Annotated in this window: 19 protein-coding genes and 1 pseudogene; 3 read left to right on the top strand and 17 right to left on the bottom strand. The window is 34.6% G+C overall.

From position 1 onward, the window contains the following. Nucleotides 1-3: 3 nt before the first annotated feature. From Q0R51_RS06185 to Q0R51_RS06170, 4 genes are all read right to left on the bottom strand, one after another. A complete protein-coding gene (locus tag Q0R51_RS06185) occupies nucleotides 4-1014 on the bottom strand; it encodes a substrate-binding domain-containing protein (RefSeq protein ID WP_294757419.1) in 1011 nt (336 codons plus the stop codon). A gap of 282 nt (nucleotides 1015-1296) precedes the next feature. Beyond that, nucleotides 1297-2130, bottom strand: a complete 834-nt coding sequence (locus tag Q0R51_RS06180; RefSeq protein ID WP_046324039.1) for a PTS system mannose/fructose/sorbose family transporter subunit IID — start codon at nucleotides 2128-2130, stop codon at nucleotides 1297-1299. Beyond that, the gene (locus tag Q0R51_RS06175; RefSeq protein ID WP_294757416.1) at nucleotides 2120-2953 is read right to left on the bottom strand and encodes a PTS sugar transporter subunit IIC; all 834 of its coding nucleotides are present in this window, start codon (nucleotides 2951-2953) and stop codon (nucleotides 2120-2122) included. Before Q0R51_RS06175 ends, Q0R51_RS06180 begins: the two co-directional genes overlap by 11 nt. A gap of 1 nt (nucleotide 2954) precedes the next feature. After that, complete coding sequence (locus Q0R51_RS06170) at nucleotides 2955-3446, bottom strand: PTS sugar transporter subunit IIB (protein ID WP_046324037.1); 492 nt, start codon at nucleotides 3444-3446, stop codon at nucleotides 2955-2957. A 165-nt stretch (nucleotides 3447-3611) separates the two neighbouring features. Between Q0R51_RS06170 and Q0R51_RS06165 the strand changes: the two genes are divergently transcribed. Then, nucleotides 3612-4004 (top strand): hypothetical protein, encoded by a 393-nt coding sequence (locus tag Q0R51_RS06165; RefSeq protein ID WP_046324036.1) that lies wholly within the window; start codon nucleotides 3612-3614, stop codon nucleotides 4002-4004. Nucleotides 4005-4115: 111 nt separating this feature from the next. On the opposite strand, the gene Q0R51_RS06160 is transcribed toward Q0R51_RS06165, so the two are convergent. The 11 genes and pseudogenes from Q0R51_RS06160 to Q0R51_RS06110 all read right to left on the bottom strand — a co-directional run bounded on the left by Q0R51_RS06160 (nucleotide 4116) and on the right by Q0R51_RS06110 (nucleotide 16912). Continuing rightward, nucleotides 4116-5687 carry an ABC transporter ATP-binding protein gene (locus Q0R51_RS06160; protein WP_294757413.1) on the bottom strand — a complete coding sequence of 524 codons (1572 nt, stop codon included), beginning with the start codon at nucleotides 5685-5687 and terminating at the stop codon, nucleotides 4116-4118. 187 nt (nucleotides 5688-5874) lie between these two features. Beyond that, nucleotides 5875-6333 carry a hypothetical protein gene (locus tag Q0R51_RS06155; protein WP_294757411.1) on the bottom strand — a complete coding sequence of 153 codons (459 nt, stop codon included), beginning with the start codon at nucleotides 6331-6333 and terminating at the stop codon, nucleotides 5875-5877. Next, a complete protein-coding gene (locus Q0R51_RS06150; protein ID WP_187157126.1) occupies nucleotides 6320-6535 on the bottom strand; it encodes a helix-turn-helix transcriptional regulator in 216 nt (71 codons plus the stop codon). Before Q0R51_RS06150 ends, Q0R51_RS06155 begins: the two co-directional genes overlap by 14 nt. A 125-nt stretch (nucleotides 6536-6660) precedes the next feature. Then, the gene (locus Q0R51_RS06145) at nucleotides 6661-7617 is read right to left on the bottom strand and encodes an NAD(P)-dependent oxidoreductase (protein WP_294757409.1); all 957 of its coding nucleotides are present in this window, start codon (nucleotides 7615-7617) and stop codon (nucleotides 6661-6663) included. 16 nt (nucleotides 7618-7633) lie between these two features. Continuing rightward, nucleotides 7634-8602, bottom strand: coding sequence for an amidohydrolase family protein (locus Q0R51_RS06140; RefSeq protein WP_294757407.1), 969 nt, complete (start codon nucleotides 8600-8602; stop codon nucleotides 7634-7636). A 396-nt stretch (nucleotides 8603-8998) separates the two neighbouring features. After that, a complete protein-coding gene (locus Q0R51_RS06135) occupies nucleotides 8999-9214 on the bottom strand; it encodes a hypothetical protein (protein WP_265667234.1) in 216 nt (71 codons plus the stop codon). A gap of 128 nt (nucleotides 9215-9342) precedes the next feature. After that, the gene (locus Q0R51_RS06130; protein WP_294757404.1) at nucleotides 9343-11289 is read right to left on the bottom strand and encodes a M13-type metalloendopeptidase; all 1947 of its coding nucleotides are present in this window, start codon (nucleotides 11287-11289) and stop codon (nucleotides 9343-9345) included. A gap of 238 nt (nucleotides 11290-11527) precedes the next feature. After that, nucleotides 11528-13018 (bottom strand): annotated as a pseudogene (locus tag Q0R51_RS06125) (family 1 glycosylhydrolase). Nucleotides 13019-13449: 431 nt separating this feature from the next. After that, nucleotides 13450-14166, bottom strand: a complete 717-nt coding sequence (locus Q0R51_RS06120; protein WP_294757402.1) for a MurR/RpiR family transcriptional regulator — start codon at nucleotides 14164-14166, stop codon at nucleotides 13450-13452. A gap of 27 nt (nucleotides 14167-14193) precedes the next feature. Then, nucleotides 14194-15498 carry a PTS cellobiose transporter subunit IIC gene (gene celB, locus Q0R51_RS06115; RefSeq protein ID WP_122025419.1) on the bottom strand — a complete coding sequence of 435 codons (1305 nt, stop codon included), beginning with the start codon at nucleotides 15496-15498 and terminating at the stop codon, nucleotides 14194-14196. 571 nt (nucleotides 15499-16069) lie between these two features. Further along, nucleotides 16070-16912, bottom strand: coding sequence for a helix-turn-helix domain-containing protein (locus Q0R51_RS06110; protein ID WP_294757399.1), 843 nt, complete (start codon nucleotides 16910-16912; stop codon nucleotides 16070-16072). Between the two features lie 138 nt (nucleotides 16913-17050). On the opposite strand from Q0R51_RS06110, the gene Q0R51_RS06105 reads away from it, so the two are divergent. Further along, entirely contained in the window at nucleotides 17051-18298 is a 1248-nt protein-coding gene (locus Q0R51_RS06105; RefSeq protein WP_294757397.1) for an MFS transporter, read from the top strand. Nucleotides 18299-18496: 198 nt separating this feature from the next. On the opposite strand, the gene Q0R51_RS06100 is transcribed toward Q0R51_RS06105, so the two are convergent. Both Q0R51_RS06100 and Q0R51_RS06095 read right to left on the bottom strand, forming a co-directional pair. Further along, nucleotides 18497-18730: a hypothetical protein gene (locus Q0R51_RS06100; protein ID WP_294757395.1), complete on the bottom strand. Its 234-nt coding sequence runs from the start codon at nucleotides 18728-18730 to the stop codon at nucleotides 18497-18499. A gap of 494 nt (nucleotides 18731-19224) precedes the next feature. Beyond that, on the bottom strand, nucleotides 19225-20088 hold the full coding sequence (locus tag Q0R51_RS06095; protein WP_294757393.1) for a helix-turn-helix domain-containing protein: 864 nt from the start codon (nucleotides 20086-20088) through the stop codon (nucleotides 19225-19227). A 119-nt stretch (nucleotides 20089-20207) separates the two neighbouring features. Here Q0R51_RS06095 and Q0R51_RS06090 point away from each other — a divergent pair, with 119 nt between their 5' ends. Then, nucleotides 20208-21446: an MFS transporter gene (locus tag Q0R51_RS06090; RefSeq protein WP_294757391.1), complete on the top strand. Its 1239-nt coding sequence runs from the start codon at nucleotides 20208-20210 to the stop codon at nucleotides 21444-21446. Nucleotides 21447-22125 lie beyond the last annotated feature (679 nt).

The raw sequence follows: 22125 nt of genomic DNA, 5'->3' as shown, positions 1-22125 counted from the left end.
ATATTAATTGCCAGTACTTTCTCGCAAAATTAGTTTAACTTCTAATAACGTTGTAGCGGCGCGCGTCTTTTTTTCTATTATGTCTTCTCTAATTAAATGGACAGCAGTTATACCCAGGTCTTTTTCCGGAACAGAAACTGATGACAGTCTGGGAATATAATATTGCGCCATTTGAATATTATCGAACCCAATAATATGGTAATCGGCAGGAGCATGAAAACCTTTTGTATGTAATTCCTGCATTATTCCAATTGCCAATTGATCATTTCCAGCTAAAATTCCTTTAGGTAAAGTAGGTAATTGTGCAATTTCTTTACCTGCCTGGACGCCATCTTCAATGCTCCAACCCGGAGTAAGAATTGAACACTCATCTTGATCATGCAGTTTCATCCACTCCCGATAGCAATTTAAACGAACCTCACCTTTTGCTTGCGTTTTTTCTCCTTGCAAATTAGTCATATAACGGGGACCACCAACATATACAATATTGGTTTGAGCAAATTTTTCTAGTTGTGTTAAAGCTTCTTTTACTCCGGCAGTTAAATTAGCATTAACCAGCTTGACGGAATTATTTTTATATCTTGCTTCAATAATGACGATATTAGAGTTTAATTTTTTTAGTTCGCTAATGGCTGATTCGGACAAGCTACCGATAACAATCACGCCGTCCCAATAATACACGCCATCCCAAAATGAACTATCCAAAGAGTTATTTAAATAATAGATAGAACTCAATGTCATTTTTTCTCTTTTGAGTTCTTCAATGATTCCCTGTTTTATTTGTTGGTAATACGTATATTCTGCTACTTGATCCAAGTCCATAGTTGTTAATACACCAACAACTGGACATTTTTTGCTTTTATTTTTGATATGATAATTTAATTTTTTTGTAGCCGCTAAAACTTTGGTCCGTGTTTGATCAGTAACACTTAAAGAAGTGTCATCATTTAATATTCGTGAGACTGTACTTGCTGAAACACCTGCTAACTTAGCTACCTGTCTGATATTAGCCATCTTATCTTCTCGTCTTTCATATTTGGGTGTTATAACAGGTGCTATTAATATAAATTTCTTAAAAATATAAACTTTTAGAACCTGATATTCTACACATAATTGTTGCTATTACGGCATTTTTGCAATTATGATAACAAATATTTTTTGCAGTTCAAAGAAAAGACGGTTGTATTATTATTGAAAAATACATCCGTTTTTTCTTACTTTACCTGCTTAAATTTAGTAATATGCTTTTTCTCAGCAGATAATCTGATTACTTATTAATTTCTATATTTCATGCTATTAAGCAACAACTTTCAAGTTGAACAAAACAATAGCCAAGATTAGAACAAACCAAGTTGCTCTAGTTGAGTTCATATGTTTGCGATCCAGTAGCCAATAAATAAAGGCAACTAGTAAAACGGGCAGAAGCGATGGCATAATTTGATTAAAGATATCCTGCAATTTCATCGAAACTTTCCCAGCTCTAAAGATGAACGGAATCTTTAACGTAATAACAGTTGGAATCAAAGCTCCTACAACCGTTACCCCCAGCAAAGTTGCTGAGTCAGTTAGTGCATTAAGCTTAGAACTCATTGAAGTAACTAAGTTGACACCTTGCTTGTAGGCAAATGGCATCCAAGTATAAGCCCAAATGTAGAGAACGCCTAGTGCAACCATCCATAAAATAGCACCAAACGGATTACCTTTAAGGGCCATGTATGATGCAATGGCACCAAAGATAGTTGATTGAACGGTACCTAATAAAGTATCACCTACAGCAGCAAATGGTCCCATAAGACCAGTTTTAATACCTCTTACACCGTCAACTGACTTAATCCCCTCTTTTTCTTCAAGAGCAATGTCGACACCTTGGATAATGGAACCCATATGCGGACTAGTGTTAAAGTATTCAGACTGCACCCGCATCATTTTTTTCATATCTTCAGGCTTGTCACCATACAACTTACGTAAAATTGGCATTTGTGAGCCAACATAACCCGGAGCCATCATAGTTTCGTAGTTCCAGCTTAATGCAGAGGTAAAAATCCAGCGTAAGTTAGCGCTACGAATATCTTTTTTAGTTAACTTATGACTTTGTTCCGTCGTAGTCTTTTCTGTAGTATTATTCTTCATCACCGGTAATTACTCCTTTATCATCAATACCCATTTCAGCAGCTTTTTGTGCATCTAAGCCATTACTGTCGCCACCAGATTGATTCTTATTATGAATGATAGAATTATAATGATTAATGGCAAAGCCGACTCCGATCAGCGCAACACCAAGCATCGGTACGTTTAAATAAGCAGCAGCTACAAAGCCAAAAATCATGTACGCACCAAATTTCTTAATAGGCAGATAATGCATTAAGATGGCAATACCAACTGCTGGTAACATAGTTCCGGCAGATTTCAATCCACCCATTAACCATTGTGGCATATAGTTCAGTACATTTTTGACAAATGCTTCACCAAAAATTAGCACCAATAATACGGGCACTGACCGTGAAAGCCCCCACGGAATAGCCCCATAAAGACTATTTCGTACAACAGCTTTATCATCGTTACGATCAATTGCCTTATCAATTCTGTGTGCAAAGTAGGTATTAGCAAAACGAGCCAAAATATCAAGTTGCACCATCAATAGGCCAACAGGAATAGCAACACCAATACCGTAGTTAATTCCTTTTCCTGAAATATGTGCAATTGCAGTACCTATGATTGCTCCAGTGGCATAATCAGGAATCGAAGCACCACCAAAAGTACCGACTCCCAATATCATTAACTGTAATGTTGCTCCTACGGCCAAACCTAATTTCATATCGCCGACAATTAGTCCTGCAATTAATCCAGCATTAACTGGGTTACCAAAACCAATACCAACTGTGATAATTTCATTGATTTGGAAGAAAGCAAACAAAGACAGCAAAATTATTTGAACTACACTCAATGAATTCATATTATTTCTCCATCCGTTTATTTAATTCAGACATAAAGTCTTCTCTAGAATCGTTCGGGACCATCTGGTGGTAAAGCTTTACTCCCCGAGCATCAAGTTCTTTAAAAGCCTTTATTTCTTCGTCATTTACTCCCACGCTCTTGAACAGTTGCAGTCTGCCTTCACCACTTGGCAAGTTACCAACGTTAACTTCTTTAATTGGTACTCCTGCATCAACCATCTGAACCAGAGCTTCCGGTTCACGTGTAATAATAAATATTTTTTGGTCGGCGTAGCGGCCCTGAACAATATTGTTACTTGCACGATCCGGTGGCAAAATACTTAAAGCTGCCTGGGTAGGACGAGCTAATTTCAAAGCAGTTTTTTCCAAGTCATCTTTAGATACTTTATCGCCAACGACCATTAATCTTTCTGCTCCTAATTGCCCAGTCCACACACGAGCTACTTGACCATGAATCAGACGGCTATCAACTCTGACATTTACTAATTGCACAATTCATTACCTCCTTCTTGTTATCGCTTACATCACTTACACTAAAATTATAGTTTATATATTTTGTTTTGTAAACATTATTTTTTTTAGTAAACAATATTGACATTGATTTATTTTATTAATAAGCTAATCTTAAACAACTATTATTAAAGAAAGTGTACCGGTATGATTACAGTTCAACGATCAAAGAATAATATTTCAATGGGTAAACCAACAACTGTAATAGTCAATGGTTTAAGGGTAGGCAGTATCGCTGCTGGTTATGCTTTAAAACTAAACTTAAAAAAAGGAGACACACTGCAACTTACCCAAGGCGGTCTAAATCGCTCGCCCAAAATGGTTATTAATAAGACTGACGCTCATTATAAAGTTATTCCTAATCCCAAATCCTCAGTCTTAATAGCTGTCATGGTCGCAGCTTTATTGTTAATTCCGCCAATGATTAAAAGCTATGTTCCTTTTTCACAAAACGTTTCAGCTATTATTATTTTTTTAATCTTTTTACTTATTGAATTAGTTTTCAATTTCCGCTGTGGTTTACTTATCGAAGAAATTTAATTAAGTGTCAGCAAATGTTGCAGTTTTAACTTTTATATGCAAAAAAAGCTTATTTTCTTTTTCAGAAAGTAAGCTTTTTGTTAACTATAGATTTTTTTCGAAATATAAATTCTAGATATAATCATTAAAATCAATTACAGCATCATAACGCTTTAGTTCAGCCGGTTCATAATGGTGAATAACCTCAATGAAAGTAAAATCCGAATCAAACAAGTAGTCATGAATTGCTTGAGAAGTAGCCTTATCTAATGAGGCGTTAACTTCGTCCAGTAATAAAATTGGTCGTTTGGCCAAAATTGCCCTTGCCAGTTCAATTCGCGCTAATTGCCCACCTGATAATTGGTCAGCATTATCACCTAGTTGGTAGTCAAAACCTTTTTCTTTAACCAATTGTCCTAATTCTAAATGTTCACAAACTTCTGTTACCCTTTCTCTAGAAATGTCCACACCTAACGTAAGGTTAAACCATAATGAGTCGGCAAAGATGACCGCGCTTTGGCTTGAATATGCAAACAAATTAGTAAAAGTACCTGGTTGTACTGCTTTTTGATTAAGCAACTCTTCTTGTGCCTGACCATAATCGCCATACATTAAATATTGGAGCATGGTGGATTTACCAGAGCCGGACGGTCCAACGACCGCAACTTTTTGTCCTTTTGCAACTGCAAAATTAATTTGACTAGCTAGTTCTTTACCCTGCCGTTTTAAAGTCAGATTTTTCACTTCTAATTGTTTAAAGTCCTCAGTGACAACACCATTTTGCGGCTTTTGTTCCCCTTTAGCAACAAACTGCTTGATCTTGTCAACGATACCCTTCGTGGTCGATAAATTGTTTCGTTCATTTAAAATTTGCAGGATAGGATTAACAAAAGAGTTAGAAAGCTGGGTGATGGCAAATAATGCCCCTAGTGTAATTTGACCATTGACTACCAGGAATGACCCAAAAGCAAATGGTAGTAAAAAGGCACTGGCAATCGCGATAACATTAAGGTAGGTATTAGTATTATTATTTAGCAGATTCATTTTGGCCAGTTTTTCTTCCAGGCGTTCAACGACACGCTTATTTTGCTTAACAGCATTGCTTTGTTTACCGTATAAGTTAAAAGTTCCGGTGCCAGCTAAAATATTTTTGGTTTGACTAACATATTTATCGTTGGCCTTAGTCCAATCACCTGACGCCTTTTGAATTGGTTTTTGAAAAAAGTTGGAGACGATTGTAGGGATCGCTGAGCCCACGAAATAAATCAAGGTAACAAACCAGTTTAAATATAAAGCATAACCCAGCGCCAAAATAACGGTATAAGTATAGATCAGAATTTCAATTTCAGCTTCATAACGATTAGTTTCTAATAACTTAAAGTCGTTAGTTAAAAAGCCTAAATTAGAGCTGTTTTCTTCTTTATTTAGCAGCATCCCCTTTAACACTTTAGATCTCAACTTTGTGTTAATCTGCTTAACTGCATCGGTTTTTAAGTAATTAAATATTAATCCTGAAATTAAGATGATAGTTAACGCTACTATGATCTGCAGCATTAAAGAAGGTAAAGCTGAAAATTGTCTTTTGGTTGCCATATTGATCAAATTGCTAAGCATATAAGCAGCAAAGATATTTAAAGTACTGTATATCAAACCGAAAACATTGAGCCAAAAGAATTTTAAATGTGAATAGTTATGGTAAATCATTATTTTTCTCCCCCAGTTTTGTTAATAATTTTTTCATTCATTAAAGATGATAAATTAATTAAACTTGAGAAGAACCGTGATTACAATACTATTTAACTAAGAGGTCACTATCAGGAAAGCAAGTGGAAAAAATTTTGTACTAAAATGCAAGGTCGCTTGGATATTATTTAGCAGTATTTATGTCTCATCAGTTTCTAAGTTCATTGGTAATACCTATAATCATTTCGATTAATAATAATAAGTTCCATAAGACGCTTAAAGTAGCGGCAATGGTTGTCAATATTATGACCAGTGTCGTAAAGCCTTGAGCTTCATACATGAACGCTGCGCTAGTTATAAAGACCAGGCTCAGAATATAAATTAACCAGTTAGCTATTTTATACATTTGGTGATCAGTTTTTACTGCAATAAACTCATCACGCTCGTCTTCAACATCTTTATCTGTGCCCACAGTTTTGGCTTTATAATAAAGATAAAAAGAAAAACTAATAGCAAAAACTGCATAAATAATATTTTTCGGTATATCGGTTTGCCTGCGGTGCTGCAGAACCTCTAAACTGATCAGCGCCAACTCAAGAAGTGCTAAAAATGTAAAAAAGCATGCTGCGAAATAATATTTGATCTTTCTTTTCTTATTCTTCTTCATTTTCTATATATTCCTGTAAACAAAATAAGGTTTCAATATCGGTCCTAAAAACTTGCGCTAGTTTATACGCCAAGATGAGTGAGGGCTTGTATTTACCATTTTCTACTGAGATAATCGTTCGTTCAGTGACACCCACTTTAACAGCAAGTTCACGTTGCGTTAAGTGCAGCTTTTTTCTATTTTCCTTAACTAAATTTTTGATAATCTCACCTTCTTAACAATATGAAGTTGGCTTCATGTAGTTAACTTCATATTTTATTACAGTAAAAGAAAAAAGCCAAGCAAAAACTTGGTTTTTATTCATGATTATTTTTACTAATTAAAAAATTACTTATTAACTTGGTTTAATGGCTTGTGATCCCTTAAATATGAAATGAGATTTTGTGAAGCCTCAGTAGTAATATTTGTGCGGGCAGTGAGCGTCCCTGAACCCGCGTGAGGTGACAAAATTACATTGTCTAATTTGCAGAGTGCTTGTGGCACTTTGGGTTCAGTTTCATAAACATCTAAACCTGCTCCAGCAATGTCCCCATTTTGCAATGCGGCAATTAAATCATTTTGTTTAATTAGCTTACCTCGGGCGACATTGATAATATAAGCTGTCTTTTTCATTTGCTTAAATACTTGAGCATCGAAAACGCCAGTCGTAGAAGGAGTTGCCGGAGCATGCAGGGTAATCACATCTGCTGTTTTAACAAGAGTAGCAAAATCCACGTAATGAACATTCTTCTTTGCTTCTTCTTGAGAACTTAAACGATGTCTATTATGGTAAATAACTTTCATACCAAAAACTTGGGCATACTTTGCTACCGCAGATCCAATGCGTCCCATACCATAGATGCCGAGTGTTTTTCCCTTAAGCCCTGTTCCCATATTTTCCGGCTGAGAAACACTAACCCATTTTCCTTGGCGAATGGTTTTATCATAAAAATGCAGGCGTCTTACGGTTGCTAAAAGTAAGGCAAATGTCATTTCAGCGGTGGGGATGAGGACACTTTTAGGACAATTGGCCACAACAATTCCTTTTTGCTTTGCATAATCAATATCAATGTGATCAAAGCCAACGCCATTAGCAGTAATAATTTTTAAATTAATGCCGGCATCTATCAGTTCCCGATCGCCTTTCATTCCAGTGAGTATCACCCCATCGTATTCAGCTAAATGAGCTAAAACCCACGCTCTACCCGCTGTTTCTGGTTTACAAGTTACTGCGAAATTCTTTTTTAACTCCGTTAGACCAGCTTCTGGAACAATTCCAGTTACCAAAACTTTTGTCTCTTTCATTTCCTAGGGCCTCTTATCATTTTTTTAAAACAGGATCTGCGCTATCATGCATTGCCTGCACATTTTGTGGCTTAAAATAAATGCGGTTAGCATTATTATACATGACATCTTCTAATTCTGCCTCAGTGAAAATATTAGTAGCTGCCAGCCAAGTTGCTAAATTATGGTACGAATTAAAAGTTGATGACAACGGGGAATCTGTGCCCCAAAAAATCCTTTTAGCCCCCAGAATCTTTTTGGCTAGTGCAACATCTTTTTGGCAACGAGGAAACGGAAAATCAGTTTCATTTTCAATATCTTGAATCGCTGAAATTTCCGTAGTGATATTAGGATACGGTTGCCATTGTTCTAAAGCATTTTCCAAGCGATTCAAATGGTCGGCATTGGGAAAAGACAGATGGCAAACAACAAAATCCAGTTTGGGATATCGTTTTGCCAAGTTAACAATTGCTTCTGGTTCATAGCTAATTTGCCTATAATTACCATAATCAACAGCGATCACAAATCCAGGATAATCCGCAAAAAAGTGAAAAAGTTTGCCTAATTCAGGTGTAGTATCCAAACGAAATGGTTGATGGTAGCCTTGTAAGCCACCGCCCTGACTAATTTCAAATTTAATTGCTCTGAAACCCAAGTCTTCCACATGACGCCTAACAATTTTCATTGCATCATCTGCAAATGGGTCTACTGAAAATGCCGCAATAAATTTCTCAGGGTACTTTTTAACCGCTTGATAAGAATAGTAATTTTGAAAGCCATACAAACTGCCTTGCAGTAAAACTGCTTTTTCTACTTCATTTTCCTGCATTACTTTTAAAGCGGATTCCGCTGTAAAGTCATGATCACCCCAGCCATTAGGGATCAGCTTGAGAAAAGTACCATTATCCCATATTGCCTTGCCATTTCCCAAAGGTGTCATTCGCCCTTGACCGGATAAGCCTGCAATTGAGCGCACCAGGTGAAAATGCCCGTCAATTTTTTTCATTTGTAATTATCTCCTTACAGTTATTCTTTAACGCAATAAATTTAAATAATGTAATTATCTAAATGCCAAAGACGCAACATAATATTAATATAAGAAACCATTATACTTCATCTATATTAAGCGAGCAAAAATACCTGACACTATTTAATACATGTCAGGTGTTTTGTCTTATTTATTTTCTTTTGCTTATTGCAGCGGCAACTTCTTAAAGGTTGTTTCCGTTTAATATAATGAAATAGTCTCAAACAAATAACTTGTGAACGTTTATTCTGAGAAAAATACTCTTTTGTGCGCTAGGTTTCTATGAGCTGGTTCAAAAATAAAACTAGCAGCTTTCCTTTTCCGATTGCATATTTATTTAGGACAATTTTAATAGCACAATATTCCCTTTTTACCTTACTTATCCCTTGTCAGTTTTAAAATTACACTGACCGCTGTTGCCGCAATAGCAGCTACAATCAGCCAGCCAAGAGCGTTTTGCGGTCGGTTATATGCAATAACCGGAGCCATACTCCACAACTGATTGTTAGAGATAGCAACTGCAAAAATACCAATCACAACAAGCCACAAAATAATCGCCAATATAGTAGTTAGTCTTTGAATATTTTTCATTATTATTTTCTCCTGCCTAAAAAATTATTTTTACTATTCTTCTAGCATCACGTGCTGGACTTATATCTGTTTTAGCACAAAGCAGGAGCTGATTTTCTTAAAAAATACTTAATTTATAGTATCAAATTTTACCAGACTTGTACCCGCTTATCCGGATCAAGCCACATGCCATCTCCTTCTTTAACATTGAAAGCTTGGTAAAACTCATCTTGACCTTGTACCTGCACATTTGCTCGAGCCTGAGAAAGTGCATGAACATCAGATGCGGCGACTAATTGCCAAAATTCAGGCTTAGCGTTTGTTGCCCAAATTCGCGCATAGTTTTCAAACAAAGTTTTGGCGTCTCCACCTTCTTGCTTATTAGCTGCAACAGCTACTGTCAAGCCACCCTGATCACCAATGTTTTCTGAAACTGTCAATTTACCGTTGATTTTGCTCGTACCGACCTCAACACCGTCAAATAGCTTAATTTCAGCTTCGACCCTTTTATTAAACTCGGCATAGTCTTCATCAGTCCACCAGTTTTTCATATTACCCAACTCATCAAACTGTGCGCCGTTGTTGTCAAACGCATGCGAAATTTCATGACCTACAACTGCACCAAAACCGCCATAATTAGCTGCACGATCTTGGTGTATATCATAAAAAGGCTTTTGCAGTAAAAGTGCTGGGAAGGTAATGTCATTACTTGGCGGATTATAACAAGCATTTGGTTCTACCGCCGACATTATCCAAAGTGTGCGGTCAACGGGTCTGTTAATATCTGCAAAGTTATCCTTAAGTTTAATTTGACTATTTTCTTTAACATTACTATATAGGCTGCCACCCTCTAGAGCTGGTGTTACCTTGAATTTGTCATAGAACCCTTGAACATGCTCTGGATAGCCGATTTTTAAGACTAAAGTATCGAGCTTCTTTAATGCCTTTTTCTTAGTAGTATCTGACAGCCAAGTATTCTTTTTTAAATGATCTTGGTAAACAGCAATCATATTCTTAACGATTTTAGTAGCATCAGCTTTGGCTTCAGCACCCAAGTATTTTTCACCATAATATTGACCGATGACATCGCCAAATAATCTGACCGTCTCATCATAAGCAAAGCGCTCGTCTGTAACTAAAGAATCTATGCCGTACATTGCTTTTCTTAGTGGCAGTATTGCCTTTCTAAATTTACGTGATAAATATCCAGCTGCTTGATTAATAAAATATCCGATTAGCCAGCCTTTTAATTCAGAGAAATGTTGTTCATTAAACAATTCATCAAATTTAGCTAAATAGCCTGGCTCAGTAACATTAACTTTCTTAGCAGTTTCAAGTCCATTTTCTTTCATCAAATCAGCTAAATGAATATTTTTACTCTGGTTTTCAAATTCTGTCATACCCATTGGATGATAGATATTTTCAATTTTAGAATTATACTCTGCTGATTGATAAACCTGCGCCAAACGCTGATCCAATTTAACTGCTCCTGTGGCGTATTGTTCAGCTTCAGCCTGCTTAATACCACTCATTACCAACAAGTTAATGGTTTGCTTTTGCCAAACATCAAGCAAGTCGGCAGTTTTTTCATTACCATAATAACTGGTATCGGCCAAAATCAAATTTTGCCGGTAAAAAGTGACAATATTTAGTTGTGCATCCTTAAAATCTGGTTCCACTTCAAATTTGAAGGGCAAGTTGTCGGCTAGCAACAAATTCGTTAAGTTCTTATTGACATCAGCTAAATTGTTGAGACTGGTTAAAAAAGTCAAGTCTTCCTTAATTGGAGCGGCACCGTCAGCAGCTCTTTTTTCTTCGTCTTCAGCTATCCGGTAAAATTCAACTGCTTTGTTAAGATTCTTAACTTGGGGAACTGGTTTTTTACCAACAATAAAAGCAGAAAAATCTTTTAAAAGGTGTTTACGTGTTTGTTTATCTGCTATATCAAAACTACTAATCCACGGCTCACCCGCAGGGACAGGATTGTCCTTTAACCACTTTGAATTTACAGCCAAGTAAAGGTTATCTTGTTCACGGGTATTTACATCTGGCTTAGTAGTATCGCCAAAGCCACCACGAATATTAAATTTAGTCATTTTTTTCTCCTTGTTTTAATTTTTTTATTATCATAATGTTACATTAACAAAGCAAGGCCAATAAAAAAATGTCGTATTCGAAATTTTAAGTTTTTTATTAAAAAGTATAAAATTCGGGGTACGTGTCAAATTGCACACAAAAAAGCCCTAGTTTTTCAAAATAGAGCTTTTTAATGTAGCTGAAACCAACTTTCAACCTAAAATTTACTGAATCAATTGCTTTCTTACAAGAGTACGATTAATTAGATAAATCTTCACCGTTAGAAGCGATGACCTTTTTATACCAGTAAAAAGAATCCTTTGGGGTACGCTTCAAACTACCGTTTCCTTGATCATCCCGGTCTACATAAACGAAACCATATCTTTTAGACATCTCACCCGTGCCAGCAGAAACTAAGTCAATACAGCCCCACATTTCATAACCCATAAGATCAATTCCATCTATATCAACGGCTTCTTTCATAGATTTAATATTACTTTGTAAGTATTCAATGCGATACGGATCATGAATCTTGCCATCTTCAGTGACTTGATCACGCGCTCCCAAGCCGTTTTCAACAATCCAAAGCGGTTTATGATAACGGTCCCACAATACATTAAGAGCATAGCGCAACACATAAGGGTCAGTTTGCCAGCCTTACTCACTGCTCTTTAAGTAGGGATTTTTAACACCTGCTACAAAATTACCACCGGTTGTAGCTGCTTGATCCTTATGAACCGTAGTTGTAGATGAGGAATAGCAGGAAAAGCTTAAAAAGTCGGCTGAATATTCTTTCAGTAAATCGTAGTCTTCTGGACAATCATCAAGCTTTATACCATTTCTCTTATATTCTTCAATCTTATATTCAGGATACCTGCCACCAGTTTGCACGTCAGAATAAAACAGAGAGCTGTGCATATCATTCATAACTTTTATCTGGTCTGCAGGATCACAAGTATACGGATACTCTGCTGTAAATGCGAGCATTTGACCAACTTGATTATAAGGATCTATTTCATGACCAGCCTTTACAGTTAAGGCACTTGCTACAAACTGGTTATGGGCGGCTTGAGCAATATCTTGAGAAGTGGGATTTAAAATTCCACCTGCCATATAACCTGAAAAATTTAAAGCATTTATTTCATTAAACGTCAACCAGTATTTAACTAGACCTTTATAACGCTTCATTACCGTTTCAGCATATCTAGTAAACAGGTATATTAATTTTCTATTCTTCCAGCCGCCATATTTAATCGTTAAGTTTAGTGGCATTTCATAGTGTGACAAAGTTACTAGCGGCTCAATATGGTACTTTTGCAGCTCTTCAAAAACAGACTGGTAGAATTTTAGGCCCTTTTCATTAGGTTCTTCATCATCGCCATTAGGGAAAATTCTGGTCCAGTTGATAGACATTCTAAAGCATTTAAAGCCCATTTCAGCCATTAATTTGATATCTTCTTGATAATGATGATAAAAATCAGTTGCTTTATGACTAGGATAGTAATACCCATCAAGGACAGCCGGCACAGCATTCTCAGGAAAGTTCATCTGATCAACATCCATGCTTAAAGGCACATAACCTGTTTCCCCAGTTTTAGGGTTTTTCCATGTAATTTTTCTAGGATTTTCATAAGAACCCTGTGTTACCACATCAGCAGCACTAAGGCCCTTACCGTCAACATCAAAGGCCCCTTCGTATTGGTTAGCAGCAGTCGCGCCACCCCATAAAAAATCTTTCTTAAAACTCATTTTTATACCTCATTTCTAAATTTAATTTTGAGAAACACTTTGTTCTTTTTCATACAACTGCTTGTCGTAGGCTTTAAAGAATGGATACCTATACCCGTAAAATCAAGCCAATAATAATTATTCCAGCGTAGAATTTAATACTTAATTTCTGCTTTAAGTTTGCCATTACTATTTCTGAATTATACTAACTTCTCGCACCACTTTATTTATAATGAAAATTATGCAAAAAATGGCAATGTTACTAAAAATACTTGAGTACTGATGATGTGAACCCTAAAATTAGGTGGTTTATAGTTGTTAGCTAAATTCTAGTTCTTAATATCTCTAAATAATTAGTCCTATTAAGACACTAAGAATTTTTATTTAGCTAATTAATCATAAAAAGCCCCAAAAGCTGTTTAACTTTTGGGACTTGATATTTTAGTAACTTTTTATTTGTTATCCTGCAGCGCCCGCGATAAGCGTTCAAGCAAATATACAACTGGAACTTGGGAGGTTAAATTAATAGTTTGACCGATAATTTTAAATTCCAGATGATAAGCAAAATTTAAGTCCGACAAGTGGGCAATTGTATTATTTTCATTATTAGTAATACTGACAATTGTCGCACCCAATTGCCTAAAGTTTTTTACCTGGTCAATAGTCGGTTGACCCTCACCACTTACTGATAGTACGATAACAGTTTTACCATGAAATAAATCCCTACTTAGCTCCACTGGATAATAGGGATCGCCAATTGCAAAGGCATTGCGTCCATTATTAACAAACTGGCGGGCACCGTAGTCACATAGATCACCGGAAGATCCTATTCCAAAAAAGATAAAGTCTGTCGTCTTACTGGCAATCTTTTTAAAAGCAACAATCTTTTGATCATAATCGGTTAAAAAATCTTGCGAAAAATAATATTGGGCCTGATAAGTAATGTCATCAACTACTTTATTTCTATTCAGCTCTTCTTTAATTTCAGTTTGCAAATCGTAATAATGCTTATAGCCTAAAGCTTTTATGGTTCGTACTACAGAAGCAGGTGAAACAGACAGAATACTAGCCAAATCACGTAAAGTAATATCTTTTACTTCTTTTTTATTAGCTACAATATAATTGTATATTTGCAATTGTGTTGCTGTCAGTTTCTGCTTTGTACGCATCGTTATTCCTCAGTTTAGACTTTTGATTTAAGCTTTTGCTTGCTCCATTTCTTTTTCAACTTTTAGTTTAGCATTATCCATACTCTTAAAGAAGCCATAATATATCAAGGTATCCATTACGATATTAAACAGTTGCATCACTCCACCGGAAATATGTCCCGTAGAAAGAATTCCGGATAAAATTGGTGGTGTTGTCCAAGGTGGATATATCCCGATTGTTTTAGCGACCCAACCCATTTTCATTGCTGTGTAAGTTGCAATTATATTAGCCATTGGCGCTAAGATAAACGGAATAATGATACGGTAATTTAATACAATAGGTACACCAAAGACCACCGGCTCATTAATATTAAAAATAGCTGGACCGATAGAAAGCTTTCCTAGTGCTTTCATTTCCTGATCTTTAGCAACAAAAACCATTAAAATTACAAAACCGAGTGTAGCGCCACAGCCACCTATCCGGACAAAGTTATCAAAAAATGTTTTGGTAATGATATTGGGAAGAGGCTTGTTAGCCTTAAAAGCTGTATAGTTAACACTTAATGCAGCATACAATACTGGGTCAATAACTCCAGAAATTGCGTTAGCACCGTGAATACCAAAGAACCAGAGTATACATACTACTAATTCGATTACGATTGCTCCGCCTAAAGTATTGGTTACTTTACTCATCGGTGCCTGTAAGAAGAAAGTAATCACATTAGGAATGCTCTTCATTGGAGTCGCTTCAACTCCAATTCTGATTAACCAAACCACAAATAATGAGATTGCCCCTGGAAACAGTGCCGCAAATGAATTACTTACAGCTGGTGGAACAGAGTCTGGCATTTTAAATACCAAATTTTTATGCATCAGCCAAACATACAAGTCAGTGACAAATAGTCCAACTAACAATGCGGTAAATAAACCTGATGAATCAAATTGATTCAGAGGAATTAGTAATCCGCCATCTTTTCCTACCTGCATAGGAATAGTTAAGATAAAAGCTGCTATTGCCACAATCATCGCTGAAAATGGATCAATATCTTTATAACTTCTGGCTAAACTATATGAAATACCGGCTACAGCCACTAGCCCCATAATATGAAATGACGCATTAGTAATATACTGCACGACATTAGACCAATTGGAACCAAAAATACTGGCCATAAAGTCTAAATAACCTTTAACAGGAAACTGACCAATAATCATAAAAATTGAACCAATAATGATCATCGGTACAGCGGCTGTCATCCCATCACGCAGCGCAACCATGTGTCTGGCACTAGATATTTTGTTAAAAAAAGGAATCAATTTTTCGTTAAGAAAATTACTTTCTTTTTTCTCAGACATTTTCTTCACTCCTACTTCTAGTTTAAAAGCGATTTTGCAATCGTTTACATATAAAATATAAACATTTTGTTTCAAAAAGTCAACATTTTTCTGAAACATGTTTCAAAAATTAGAATGGAATACTTTAGACTTGCATAGCTTAATTCGTGTATCTGAAAAAAGCTTAAGAAGTTAAAAATACTTATCTTTCCCACTATTAAATATTTTTATGGTTCATATATCTTCTAATCCTTATGGCAAATTTACTAGGATTATTTCTTGTACTCTCAGTTGTAACAGTCAGCCACTTGTCTAATTTTTTCGAGACAACAAAAGGCTATTGCCTAGGCCATTCTTACCTACTCCTGCAATTTATTGCACAAGACTAATTTGCTCAAACCATAATGTGCATACAAGCAAAAAAGAAGCCTTATAAACAAGATTCCTTCTCTGAATTTCAGGCAGCCGCTTTAAAGACTGCTAGCTTAGTTACAGGTTAATCTAAAGATCGCTCTCATAACGGGCTAAAAAGCCCCAAAAGTTGTTTAACTTTTGGGACTTACATCAGTTTTTATGTTAAATATGATATCTTTTATTTTTGCTTTTCAAAAAATCTAGTTATTTCCTTGCCATATTCAGGCATCCCTAATAAAGAAAAGTTTTCAATTGCCTTATGACAAATCTGTAAATATTTATCCCTAGCGTCATAGTGATACCTAATCATGTTTTCAAGTAATACTATGGCATTTTTATAGAAGAACAATTCTGGTTTGGTTGATATTTGATTTGCTGCCTTAATTAGGAATTTGGTTTCATCATACTTTTTTTCTTCAATGCACTGGATTAACAAATTACCAATAACAGTTAAAAGCATTTCTAAAATTTTCACATCATTTGATCCTTGAAATTGTTTAATTATCCCTCTAGAAATTATCACATTACTTTCTACATCATAAAACATCATAAAATTACAATAAAGGACTAACGTAGATTTATCAAAATTGGGTCTACTAAAGATCTTATCTTTTAAAGCTTGCTTTTCTCTATCATTTAAATCCTCGTTATTTACATTCGCAATATAAGCATCTAGATAAAGTAAATCATCTTCTTTATTAGGTAAATCACTTTCTTTAACAATCTCTTTCAATTTTACCAATTCATTTTTGGCATTGCGATAATAAGCATCACATATTACATCCATTAACTCCTGCTCTTGATTGTAACCCTTCTGCTTATAATTATTTAATTCGCTAAAAAAATCAATTAAAGAAACAGAATTATAATTTAACAAACTTATTAAGTCTTCTGCAGATATACGATGGATTCCCTTCTCTACTTTAGAATAATAAGAAGGGCTTACAATATTTCCTATCCATTCTCGTTGCGTTTTTTCTTTATTTAAGCGATATTTTTTTAACAAGTTACCAATAGTCATGTACTCCTCCTCTTATTTCCAATATAACATTCCCATTTGACAAAAAATTTCGAATACGAAACTTTTATATTTTTTATTATAGTCAAAATATACTGTAAATATCATTACGAAGAAATAATATTTGATGAAGGAGAAGTCATGGGTATCTTTTTAAAAAATAAAAATTATAGAAAATTCACGATTGCTAGCTGGTTATCTGGGGCAGGTAATATTCTTTTTTACCTGGCTCTTATGACTTATGCCAGCAAATTACAAAATTATTCATTAGCATTATCTTTAATAGCTATTACTGAATCTCTCCCAGATTTAATTCAAAGTCTTAGTGGTTACTTGGCCGATAGAACACATAATAAATATCGTGTAATTGTCTGGCTTGCTATTATTCGTTTTGCATTGTACATGCTAGTTGGCATACTCTTTGCAACCAACATTAACGGTTGGAATCTTGTGCTAATAGTTATTGGACTTAATTTTATATCTGACCTTTCTGGTATGTATTCTGGTGGCTTACAAACTCCCCTAATTGTTGGCTTAGTCGGGGAAAATGAAATGGCAGAAGCACAAGGCTTTACCAGTGGTATCTCGCAGTTAATTACATTAGCTGCACAATTTATTGGATCTGGTCTCCTACTTTTCATGTCTTACTCAGAACTAGCAATTGTCAATGCATTAACTTTCTTAGCGGCTGGGTTAATTTTTGCCAATATAGGCTCGAAAGTTCGTAAGCAACACATTCAAAAAGAAGATGTCAATGATCAGAACTTTTTTGCAACAATCAAGTCATCACTTAAACAGGTACGACAAGCACATGGACTCTTAACCATCGTTTTAGTTGTAGCCTTACTTAATGGCTTACTTAGTTCAATAGAACCACTAATTTCAATTGTTATCGCTGGTCATAAAAGTATGCTTATTGGTAACTATAGCTTCACAATCGCACTCTTAGGAGCTGCAGCAGCTATTGGATTAGCTTCAGGTAGTGCAATAGGTACTAAACTCTTAAAGAACGTTTCACTTTTCCAGCTTTCTTTATTATCTACTGTTAATAGTGCTGTTATGGCAATTGCTATTCTAAATAAAAATATTGTATTTTGCCTTATCCTAATGTCAACCCTTGGGTTTTTAGCTGGTACAAGTAGTCCTAAATTAATGCAATGGCTAGTTGTTTCAGTAGACCGCAAAATTTTAGCCTCTTCAGCAGGTCTTTTAAATACGATCTTAGCAATTGCAGGACCGGCAATGACGACGTTTTTTACATCTATTGCTGGAACAATCAATGTTAATTATGCACTTTATGGCGTTTTAGGACTTAGCGTCATAGTTTTCACTACTACTTTGCTTGTAATGATAAAAGTTAACAAGACAAAACAAGCAGAACTCGCATAATAATTTCTAACTAACTTTTCTCATTAAATACTTTATACTAATTGCAATAAGGAGAAGAAACTGCCCAAGTCATTGTTTCATCATTCAAATAAGTAAAAAAAGGGTTTATTAAGGTAACTTATTCGAAAGATTAAAAATAGCAATCACCACTAACTAAGTTAGAGAAGATTGCTATAGAATTAGTAATTATAATTTAAACTAGCTGATTTTACGATCTCTAAACATGTAGAAAACGCCAAGCAGCATAAACACTACTAGCATTGTAATAAATGGTGGGAATAAGCGGCCAAATCCCTGTGCTATTCCAAATCCTAAGAGGGTTATTACAGAATATGAAAGCAGAAGTATGCCACGATTCTGTTTCATGAATTTAAAGAAAGACTTATCCTTATAAATTTGTGCAAGGCGAAACATTGCGGTTATAACAGCCATGTACCCTACTATTCAAACATAATCTCATCACTTTCTATTAATTATTATTTAAAGAACTGCTATGGTATAAATTCCTGTAAGGTTGACATCTATATAAATATAATTGTGTAGATGTGTATTATTCATATAGTCCAAATTATTTCTGACTTTCATAAAACAGGCTGAGCCAATGGCACTAGTGGTTCCTGTCTATTCGTTTATGCATTTAGTATATATTAAAATAATAAAAAATTAATGTTTTTAATTTAAATTATACCAAAGCAACTTAACATAATGCACATTGAACGAAGTTGCTATGAAACTTAGAGCTACACGGCTTAAAACTGCAACAAATAATTGTTTATGAAATTGAAGCCATATAGCAAAAGGAAAGACTGATTTAACAGCCTTCCCTTTTTTCGTTACCTGGTAATTTCACAATTAGACCAATTATAATTCAAACTTTTACCATTTAATATAACTGTACCTAATATTCAAAACAACTACTATATTTATTAATCATTATCGACTTTTATATTTTCATAAAAGAACTTTTCTACCTTTTTACCATACTCTGGCATACCAAGCAAAGCTAGATTTTCAATTCCCTTTTTACATTTAGCTAAATACTTTGGGCTGTTTTCATCATGATAAGCAATTATATTGATAAAAATCAATAGCATGTTTTTATAAAAAAACAGCTCTGGTTTTGACTCCACTTCAACTGCTATCTTAATAAACGGTTTAGTTACTTCATATCTTTTTTGTTCAATGCATAAACTTAGTAAATTAGCTATTATTGCCAATATTATTGATTGAATCTTTGTATCTGCACTATTTTGATACTGTTGCATAATCCTTTGGCAAAGTAAAAGATTACTATCTATATCGTAAAAAGGCATAAACGAACAATACATAGCTAACTTACTTCTATCAAACTTTGTCGTATTAAAAATTTTTTCTTTAATCGCTTCTTTAGTTTTTTTATCCAAACTATCTACATCATCATTTAATAATGCAATATAAGCATCTATAGTAATTATTAAATCATTATTAGCAAAAATATCATTTTCAGTAATTAGGTGTTTTAACCGTAATAATTGCGCTTTAGAATTTTGATAATACGCATCACCTGCCAGCCGCTCAAAGATTGCTTGTTGCTTATGTCGTAATTGCGCTTTACTATTTAATTTACTAAAAAAATCAATTGGCGAAACATTATTAGCCTCTAACAAAGCAATTAAGTCTTCTGCTGAAATACGGTGAATATTTTTTTCAACCTTAGAATAATACGAAGGGCTGATTACGTTGCTAGCCCATTCTTTTTGAGTTTTGCCTTGTTCCAATCTGTATTGTCTCAATAATTCATATATCTTCATTAATTTACCTCCCTCTTTCTTATTTAGCCAAAAAAATTCGAATTCGCCATTTTATCATTTAAAATTATAAACCCAAATATAATAAAAATAGCGTTTATAAAGAAATAGGAGGCATAGTTTTGGATATTTTTTTAAGAAATACAAATTATAGAAAATTTTCTTTAGCCAGCTGGCTATCAAGTGCTGGCAACATACTTTTTTACCTAGCTCTTATGACTTATGCTAGTAGACTTAAAAATTACTCTTTAGCTCTTTCTTTGATTGCAATTACAGAGTCTTTACCTAATCTAATTCAAAGTCTTAGTGGGTATCTAGCTGATCGGACAAAAAACAAGTATCATGTCATTGTTTGGCTAGCAGTAATTAGATTCGCACTATATCTGTTAGTAGGGGTATTATTTGCAACTAACATATCTGGCTGGAATTTAGTATTACTGGTTATCGGACTTAATTTCATTTCAGATCTTTCGGGTAAATATTCAGGGGGCTTGCAAACCCCACTAATAGTTAGTCTAGTTGGTGAAAATGAAATGTCTGAAGCTCAAGGCTTTACTAATGGCATTTCACAGCTAATTACTATGATCGCACAATTCGCTGGGTCTGGCCTTCTACTATTTATGTCATACTCAGGATTAGCAATTGTTAATGCCATTACTTTTTTAGTAGCTGGTATCATCTACGCTAACATTGGTATGAATGTTAAAAAACAAGAAGTAAATAAACAGCCAGAAGAAGTTAACACTCAAAAATTCGGAGCAACCATTGTTTCTTCACTTAAACAAGTTAAACAAGCTAATGGCCTCTTAACGATTGTTTTGGTCATCGCTTTGCTTAATGGCCTTCTTAGCACAGTCGAACCACTAATTTCAATTGTACTTGCTGGCAATAAAAATATGTTAATTGGCAATTATAGTTTTACAATAGCTGTGGTTAGCACTGTTGCAGCTATTGGCATGGCATCTGGCAGTGCAATTGGTACTAAGATATTTAAAAACACTTCATTATTTTTAATTGTCCTTGCAGACACTATTGCTACTATTACTTTAGCTATTGCTATTATTTATGGAAACATTTTTGCTAGTTTATTTTGCTTAACAATATTAGGATTTTTGGCTGGTATTGTAAGCCCTAAATTACTACAGTGGCTTGTTACTACTGTTGATCGTAAAATTTTATCTTCATCTGTTGGTTTGTTAAATACAATTTTAGTGATGGCAGGCCCTTTAACCACTACAGTTTTTACAAGCATTGCTAGTACAACTGACATTACGTATGCTCTATATGGAATCATTATACTGGGTATTGCAGTTTTTATTGCTATTTCAATTGTATTATTAAAAATCAATAAAGCTGATTAAACTTTGCACCGAACCAATAAACAACTTTTACCTGCGTCTGGGGCGACCCGAAAGAATTGCTTTTTTGTTTCTTTTTAAAAGATAATCGTGCCCTAAAAAGGACTAACTCCGCTTGAATATCGGAAGTTAGTCCTCAGTTAATAGCTAATATAAAGTGTCCTAATTTTGGGATTCACATCACTATCTGACTAGTACTCTTTCTTATCTTGATTTTATATTCTTTTTGGCACATAACAAATAAAACATTGCCGTGCATGGCAATGTTTTTAATACTATTGGTTATCACACAATTATTTACTTTCGTGTGATTTTTTACAGGAAATTAGTTCTTTTCTAAATAAAGTTATATTTGAAAAAACCATAGTGGGCTAGTTCTAAATAATTTCGTTATATCGATATATCGATTTCTCCTTTCTAACGTTTTTTAATTATATTACTTTATAAAGTGATGATTTTAAATTCTATCAGCACTCCATTTGTAATTACCTGATGTTTGATTTTTCGTCGTTTTTTTTCATCCTTGTTACTTAGCTGTGAATGATAACGACCCAACCAAAAGTTGATGTACTTCATCTCCTCTGTTTTAAACTTTGTAGCTTAAGTATATTTTCGATTTAACAGAAGATAATAAAAAAGTCGTATTTGAATTTTAAATATCAAATACGACTTTTTTTAATTT

Source organism: uncultured Lactobacillus sp. (genome assembly GCF_946477725.1).
Classification (GTDB): Bacteria; Bacillota; Bacilli; order Lactobacillales; family Lactobacillaceae; genus Lactobacillus.
This window is presented reverse-complemented; position numbering and strand designations above follow the sequence as displayed.